This is a genomic window from Algoriphagus sp. AGSA1 (assembly GCF_021390545.1).
In the GTDB taxonomy this organism is placed as follows: Bacteria; Bacteroidota; Bacteroidia; order Cytophagales; family Cyclobacteriaceae; genus Algoriphagus.
Genome location: NZ_JAJUWR010000009.1, coordinates 189,337 through 196,398, shown reverse-complemented (window position 1 = coordinate 196,398; position 7,062 = coordinate 189,337). Strand labels below are relative to the sequence as shown.

At 43.0% G+C, this 7,062-nt stretch carries 4 protein-coding genes; 2 read left to right on the top strand and 2 right to left on the bottom strand.

Annotated elements, in window-relative coordinates:
* Window positions 1-100: 100 nt before the first annotated feature.
* The gene (locus LZF95_RS09135) at window positions 101-1,927 is read right to left on the bottom strand and encodes an alkaline phosphatase (RefSeq protein ID WP_233754677.1); all 1,827 of its coding nucleotides are present in this window, start codon (window positions 1,925-1,927) and stop codon (window positions 101-103) included.
* Between the two features lie 250 nt (window positions 1,928-2,177).
* Here LZF95_RS09135 and LZF95_RS09130 point away from each other — a divergent pair, with 250 nt between their 5' ends.
* Together LZF95_RS09130 and LZF95_RS09125 are read left to right on the top strand one after the other, a co-directional pair.
* On the top strand, window positions 2,178-3,281 hold the full coding sequence (locus LZF95_RS09130; RefSeq protein WP_233754676.1) for a phosphatidylinositol-specific phospholipase C1-like protein: 1,104 nt from the start codon (window positions 2,178-2,180) through the stop codon (window positions 3,279-3,281).
* On the top strand, window positions 3,250-5,103 hold the full coding sequence (locus LZF95_RS09125) for a metallophosphoesterase (RefSeq protein WP_233754675.1): 1,854 nt from the start codon (window positions 3,250-3,252) through the stop codon (window positions 5,101-5,103). Before LZF95_RS09130 ends, LZF95_RS09125 begins: the two co-directional genes overlap by 32 nt.
* 109 nt (window positions 5,104-5,212) lie before the next feature.
* Here LZF95_RS09125 and LZF95_RS09120 read toward each other — a convergent pair whose 3' ends face one another.
* Window positions 5,213-6,958 carry a RagB/SusD family nutrient uptake outer membrane protein gene (locus LZF95_RS09120; RefSeq protein ID WP_233754674.1) on the bottom strand — a complete coding sequence of 582 codons (1,746 nt, stop codon included), beginning with the start codon at window positions 6,956-6,958 and terminating at the stop codon, window positions 5,213-5,215.
* Window positions 6,959-7,062 lie beyond the last annotated feature (104 nt).

Here is a 7,062-nt window from a genome sequence, read left to right as displayed (position 1 = left end):
GGAGAATCCCGATTCCTATAAAATTAAACGGTATTCAAAAAAATAGAGGCCGAAATCAGGAAATCGGCCTCTATTGAATAAAAAAGGCTGTCTTCAATTATCAAACATCAATATGAGACAGCCTCTTCTTTTTAATCAATCCAATAATCCTATGAAACACCTCCGTATTCTCATACACCCCTCTGAAGTCACCTGAGTGTGCCCCATAGGCGAATATCGGTACCATAATCCCGGTGTGGTCATCGCTGTGGAAACCAAGTTCCACCTTACCTGAAGCCACATCTCCCTGAGGTAAAGAAACCCCGCCTGTCTCATGGTCAGCCGTGATCAAAACCAAAGTTCCCGGATGCTCATCTGCAAAGCGTATCACCTCCCCTATTACCTCATCGAAGTCCAGCATTTCGGATACGATCATAGAGGTGCTATTCGCATGTCCCCCCGAATCAATATTTGCAGCCTCTACCATCATAAAGAACGGCGATTGTTTCTGCTCGAAAAAGTTAAGTGCGGCATTGGTGCTTTTCAAAAGATAATCCCCTCTGCCATCCAGCATCTTAGGCAAGGAGCCCTGAGCCGCAAAATAGCCAACCCGGTCTCCTGCCAACTCTTCCAGGCTTTCAACCAAGGTGAAGCCTTCTGCCTTCAGATTTTCGACTTCGAAGGCAAAATTATCCGCACCTCCACCTATGAATAGATTCAGTTTACTCTTTGGTAAAAAAGCAGCAATCTCTTCCGAGTCATCCCGCTCCGGATGATGTGCATAAAACGCCGCCGGAGTAGCACCTGTCAGTTTATCAGTGGTGATAATCCCACTGGAAAAACCAAAGTCAACCAGAATATCAGGCAGGTTTCTTAAGGGTTTCCCATCTGGCCCCACACTCAAAGCTCTGTTATTTGTTTTTTCACCAGTGGCATAAGCGGTGGCTCCCGCCGCAGAATCGGTGGTGAAATCATCCGCCGCCTGAGTCTTTACCAACCCCATATTCTTCAACTGGGTCAAGTTCAGCTCATTTCCATTGGCAAATAATCCGGCAGAAATCTGAGCCAATCCGTTCCCATCCCCTATCATTAAAATCACATTCTTCACCGGAACATCTGTACCATCTATTTCAAAATTAGGTTGGTAAACTTCATGTTTGTCCGGATTTTGGTAGATATTCTCCCCCAATTTACCCAGGTATTCAGCCGCAGCGATAGGATGGTCGGTATTGATATAATCCTCAGCCATTTCATAAAAAGCCTTCCAGGCAGATTTGCTGTCAGGAGAGCCCCAAAAACGAACCGGCTTATCGAAACTGTGAACCATATCAATGAAGTTCTGGACTTCTTGGCGCTCACTTTCCACCATTCTTCCCTTACCATTCCAGACAGAAAACTGCCTGAAACTCAAACTTACCATCCCTATCTTTTCCCAGGGTAAATCACTATTCAACTCCTTGCTTTGGTAATCAAAAAACATCCAATCCGGGTACTTTTGATAATCCTCCGGCTTGGGTCTATTTCCTGAAATTATCAGCTTCAAACCAGTCGGATTACCTTTACTGTAAAGCAGCTCGTCATAATTTGCCATACTTTCCAGCAAAACCTCCAGTGTAGCATAGGCCTCTGTTTTCAGATCAACCAACAAATGGAAATCAACAGAAGAAATCACGCCGCTTTTCAATCCCTCGGAAATAGGATTTAAGTACAAACTCTCTAAAGTTCGCTTCGGATTAATAGTCTCTGGTTCATGCGCAGCCATCAATTTCCCCTCTTGCAAAATCACATCTACTTCAATCGATGAAGCCCCAGCTGAATAAGCCGTCCAAAAAGGTACCGTCTGAAGATAGTCGTTGTGCGAATGAAGTTGGAAAGTTCTAGATTCCTGTGCCGCAAGCTGAAAAATGCTAAACAGCAGAAAAAGAAGAGATAGAGGGAATTTAAGCATGTCCAAAAATAAGATATTCAGAAGAAATAAGAATCTGAAAACAGCAAATAAGCAAGGCTTAACACTTTGATAAAGTCAAAATCATCGGTCAACGACCAGAATAAAAACAATATAACATAAGGAACTCCAAATAAACTTTATACAAAAAAAACCTCTATCCTGAGTTGACATAAATTAATAACATAAAGGTGATGCAAGTTTCAGTGCATTCCTTCTAAAAAAATGAAAATTGCGGATTAAATCACTCCCAATGAAAACCACAATCTTCCGCTCTTTTACAGCTTTTCTCCTTTTGATTTCACTGCACATTTCCGCCCAAGAACTGAAAATCAATCAGATCCAGGTAATCGGGAGTCACAACAGCTATAAAAGCCAAATGGCTCCTGAACTGCTGGAGTATTTATCCAAAGTTAATCCTTCCGCTTCGCAAAGCCTGGAATATGCACACATCTCTCTCGAAGCCCAGTTGGAACTAGGATTGAGAAATCTTGAACTCGACGTGTTCCATGATCCGGAAGGAGGAAGGTACTCCAACCCAAAAGGCTTGGAGATCATCAAAAGCAGTGGAGGGAGCATTCCTGCTTATGATCCTGATGATGCGCTTTCCAAACCCGGATTGAAGCTTTTCCATGTACAGGATCTGGACTTTCAGTCGCATTTTCTGCTGTTTGCAGATGCGTTGAAAGCCTTGAAAGCCTGGAGTGAAAACAATCCGAATCATACGCCAATTTTTATTCTGATCAATGCAAAAGACGGAAACATCCCCGGAACCCGTTCTACGCTTCCCTTTACCGCTACCGCTCTGGACAGCATAGATCTGGAAATCAGGACGCATTTGGGAATGGAGCATTTAATCACACCTGATATGGTACGGGGAAAATTCCAGGATTTGGAATCAGCGGTATTAGCAGGTAACTGGCCTCTCCTTGAGGATGTGAAAGGAAGATTTCTTTTTGTCCTGGATGAAAATGAAGAGAAAACAGACCGATACCTAACCGCAAAGCCTGACCTGAAAAACGCAGTGCTATTTGTCAATAAAAAAGAAGGGGATCCCACTGCCGGATTCAGAATTATAAATAATCCAATCGAAAACGAAACTTACATCAGGGATCTTGTCAAAAAGGGATATATGATCAGAACCCGGGCAGATTCTGACACCAAGGAAGCCAGGGATAATGATTACACAAAATTCGAAAAAGCCAAGGCTTCCGGTGCGCAGGTGATATCTACTGATTATTATCAGCCCTCCACTTTCTTCAAATCGGATTACCAAGTTAAATTCGGAGAAAACATATATGAGAGAGTAAATCCGATAATGGTCAATGATAAAACTCCTACTTCTGATTTTGAATAAAAAGCACCTACTCCCGGCGATCCTTGGTACTGCCTTTCAACTGGCTTTCTCCCATTCGAGCCTAGCGCAGACAGAGACACAACAAATTGCATTTCTATCAGATATCCATCTGCAAGATGTCTATGCGGATCTGAATTCTGAGGATTTCCAAGGCATTTTCAATCCTGCTTCCGGTAAATACGCCACTGTCCGGACCATGAAAAGCCAGATCAATTCCACAAGACTTTTCAATGAAAACTACTTTGCATTCATCGCCGCCCTGGAAGATCTAAAAAGAAAAGGCATTCAACTCGTGGTACTTCCGGGAGATTTCACCGATGACGGGCAACCTATGAATGTTCTGGCGCTAAAGAAAATATTGGATGAATATGCGGAAGATTCCGGAATGCGCTTTTTCCTGACTACCGGCAATCATGATCCTGTCAAGCCATTTGGAGCACTGGCGGGAAAACGGGACTTCCTTGGCGCAGATGGCTCAGAGCAATCTATTGCGGGCTCTAAGGCCGTTTTCCCATCTTCAGAGGTCGCTCTTTCGGATCAGGTCAATTACTGGGGATATGCGGAGATCACTGAAATTTTGGGGGATTTTGGTTTTTTCCCCAGTGAAAAAGACCTTTTTTGGGCTCATCCGTTCCAGCCACTGGATGTGGATAATTATGATTTTCAACAAGCAAAAGACAATTCTGCTCTAGAAAAACGGGTATATGAAGCAGGTGATTCCGGGCTTTTCTTACCCGATGCCAGTTACGTGGTAGAACCGATAGACGGAATTTGGCTTTTAGCTTTGGATGGAAATGTTTATACTTATAACGGAAGTGAGTGGAAAGGATCATCCGTAGGCTTTAACCAAGCTGCTTTTCACAAAAAACACCAACTAGACTGGATCAAAAAAGTAGCTGCCGAAGCTGAAAGGAGAGGAAAATCATTGATTTCCTTTAGCCACTATCCTTTAGTGGAATTCCACGACGGAGCTTCAAGTGAAATGGGTTCTCTTTTTGGAACCCAGAAATTCCAGCTCGAACGGGTGCCTTCTACTGAAACTACCAGTCAATATGCTAAAGCTGGGGTCAGAATCCATTTCGCCGGGCATATGCATATCAATGACACAGGGATTTACCATGACCAAACAACCACCCATACCATGTATAATATACAAGTACCTTCATTGGCAGCTTTTCCACCTGCGTACAAAACCTTAAGAATCCCCGATGCTTCCTCGCTTGAGATCGAAACTATCTCTCTGACTGAAGTGGAGCACATGAATGAGTTCTTTGATCTCTATCGAATGGAGCACCGATGGCTGCTGGAAAACCAAGACCCCGGAATATGGGACAGTTCTATACTTGCTTCCAAAGACTATCTTGAATATACCCGAAATCACCTATTGGAACTGACCAAATCCAGGTTTATCCCCTCTGACTGGCCAGAAAATCTCGCCATCCTATTACAGCATCTCACACATTCCGAACTCATCAATTGGAGCAAAATGAATGAGAATGATGGGGAACTTTTCCTCGGCGAAAAATTAAAAAAGCTGAAGATCAAACGTAACAAGGCTACTTCCAACAGAACCATTATCGATGATTTCTATTTACTTAAAAACGGTGATGAGCTTGGAAAAAATATGATTTCAGAAGATAGGGTTGAATTTTATGAAGAGTTGATTCCTTTGGTTACACAAAAAAAATATACCTCAGCACATCACTTAAACAGGGAGCTCATTCAGTTTTTTGGGATTTTTGATAAGCTGTATCACTCCTTGCCCTCCGATCATTTCTCTATAGATTTAAAGAACAACACCATAAAAAAAATAGTGAATTGATACAAAAGAGTTTATTGACAAAATCGAGGCGATATGTGGGGTTTAAAAACACAAAAACCGATGGGCAATAATCCCATCGGTTTTTTTGTATTCAGAAGGTTGATAGGTTTTAATATCCAGGGTTTTGCACCAAAAATCCCGCTTCACTTGATGCTCCGTCCATAGCCCTTTGAGGAATAGGAAACAATCGCTTGTTGACATCAGTATCATTCTTCTCTGTCCAGCTATCCTCATATTTCCCAAAGCGTATTTGATAGGTTCTTCTATGACCTTCCCAATACAACTCAAAGCCTGACTCACGGAATAAAATATCCAGATCAATCGTATTCAATGGAGCTGGAGTCTGAGCCGGACGCGCATTCCTTGAAGTTCTCAAAGTGTTGATATCTTCCAGCGCTCCAGCATTGTCACCTTTTCTTAGCTTGGCCTCAGCACGCATCAAGTAAATCTCTCCTAAGCGGACCAATACTAAATCCACACTACTGAAGTTACAGCAATCAGGGGCAGTATGGCTAAACTGGTATTTTGAGAATCTGTATCCAGCATTGTGTAAACTACCTTCCGTAGAAAAATCAATTTTCAGCGTATGATCAACATACCGGATGTCTGCCCCGCTGCTTCTTCTATTGATCACTGGGTATATTTTCACTTTTCCATCTCCGTCAGTCATGATATTCCCGCTACCGTCTTTTCTCGGCCCCCAAATGATATTCCTCAATATACCTCGGTTTATCTCAAATTCCTTTGCCTCAATAGTATAGAAATGATTTGCATCATTCGTAGGATTTACCCCTGTGAGATCCTTCAGGTTTTCAGGAATTATCGTGTTTTCCTTGAAAAAACGGGCATCAGCCTCAGCTGGATCCACATCCCCATAAGCATCTACCCAAGTCTGGAAGAAGTCTGGGGTCACTCCTACAGCGTCTGTACCACGGGTATTGGGAAATTCCGGTCTTGGAATCAGGTCTCCTGAAATCGGCCAATACGCCCATCGGCTATGCTCAGTCTGAAGCACTCCTCTTTGGTCAAGGGAGAAGATAATCTCAGGATTGCTGTGGTTACTGTCATCAAATAATTCAAAATATTCCGGAGACAGTGAATATGGTCCACTGATGATTCTATTGGTATATTGGATCACTTTGTCCATATCTTCTGATCTGAAGTCTGGCGTGCCATATGGATCTCTATACACCGCTGCATTGAGATAAAGTCTGGCCAACAATGCTTCCACTGCATGTTTGTTCAGTCTTCCCGGACCTTTTGTGTTATTGATCACATCCACTACAGATAATAATTCCGACTCTATGTAGCTGATCGCTTCTTGACCTCTAAGAAGTTCTGAGAGTTGGTCAGATGCATCTTTTTTGAAGACCAGCCCCCAGTTGTCAAGTGCCAACATATTGAGGTAAGCCTTCATGGCGATCATCTCATACAGTGGATCCTGAGCAGTAGAATTCCCGTTATCAACTTCCAATTGCAGTCTTTCCACTGCCAATACCGCTCTGGATAAAGCAAGTGTGATAGCCGTCCAGGTATCTCCCACCAAGCTATTCGTAGGGGTCATCAGATGCTGATGAATTGCGATGAACTTGCCCCCATCAAACCAATCCGTTCCTCCTCTATAAGGAAGGATTCCCTCATCAGAGGCCACCTCCTGAAGTCCGAAATTCACCGTATGCATCCATACCTGACGAAGCATACCATATACAGGAGCTATGGAGCCACTAACCACTTCTGCTTCACCTGTTCCGGTAAGAGACTCATCTAGAATTTCTTCGTCTAAGTCTGTACAACCTAGGAATGCGAACAGGAAGGCTGCTACAGGAAGTATTTTATAAAATCTATTAGTTTTCATGTGTTTGTAATTGTTTTTCAATGATCACATGGAATCTCGCCCGGGGAATAATCATCCCTTTGTGTGTCGCCTTCGACATGCTCGATTTCATATGTTTATAATTT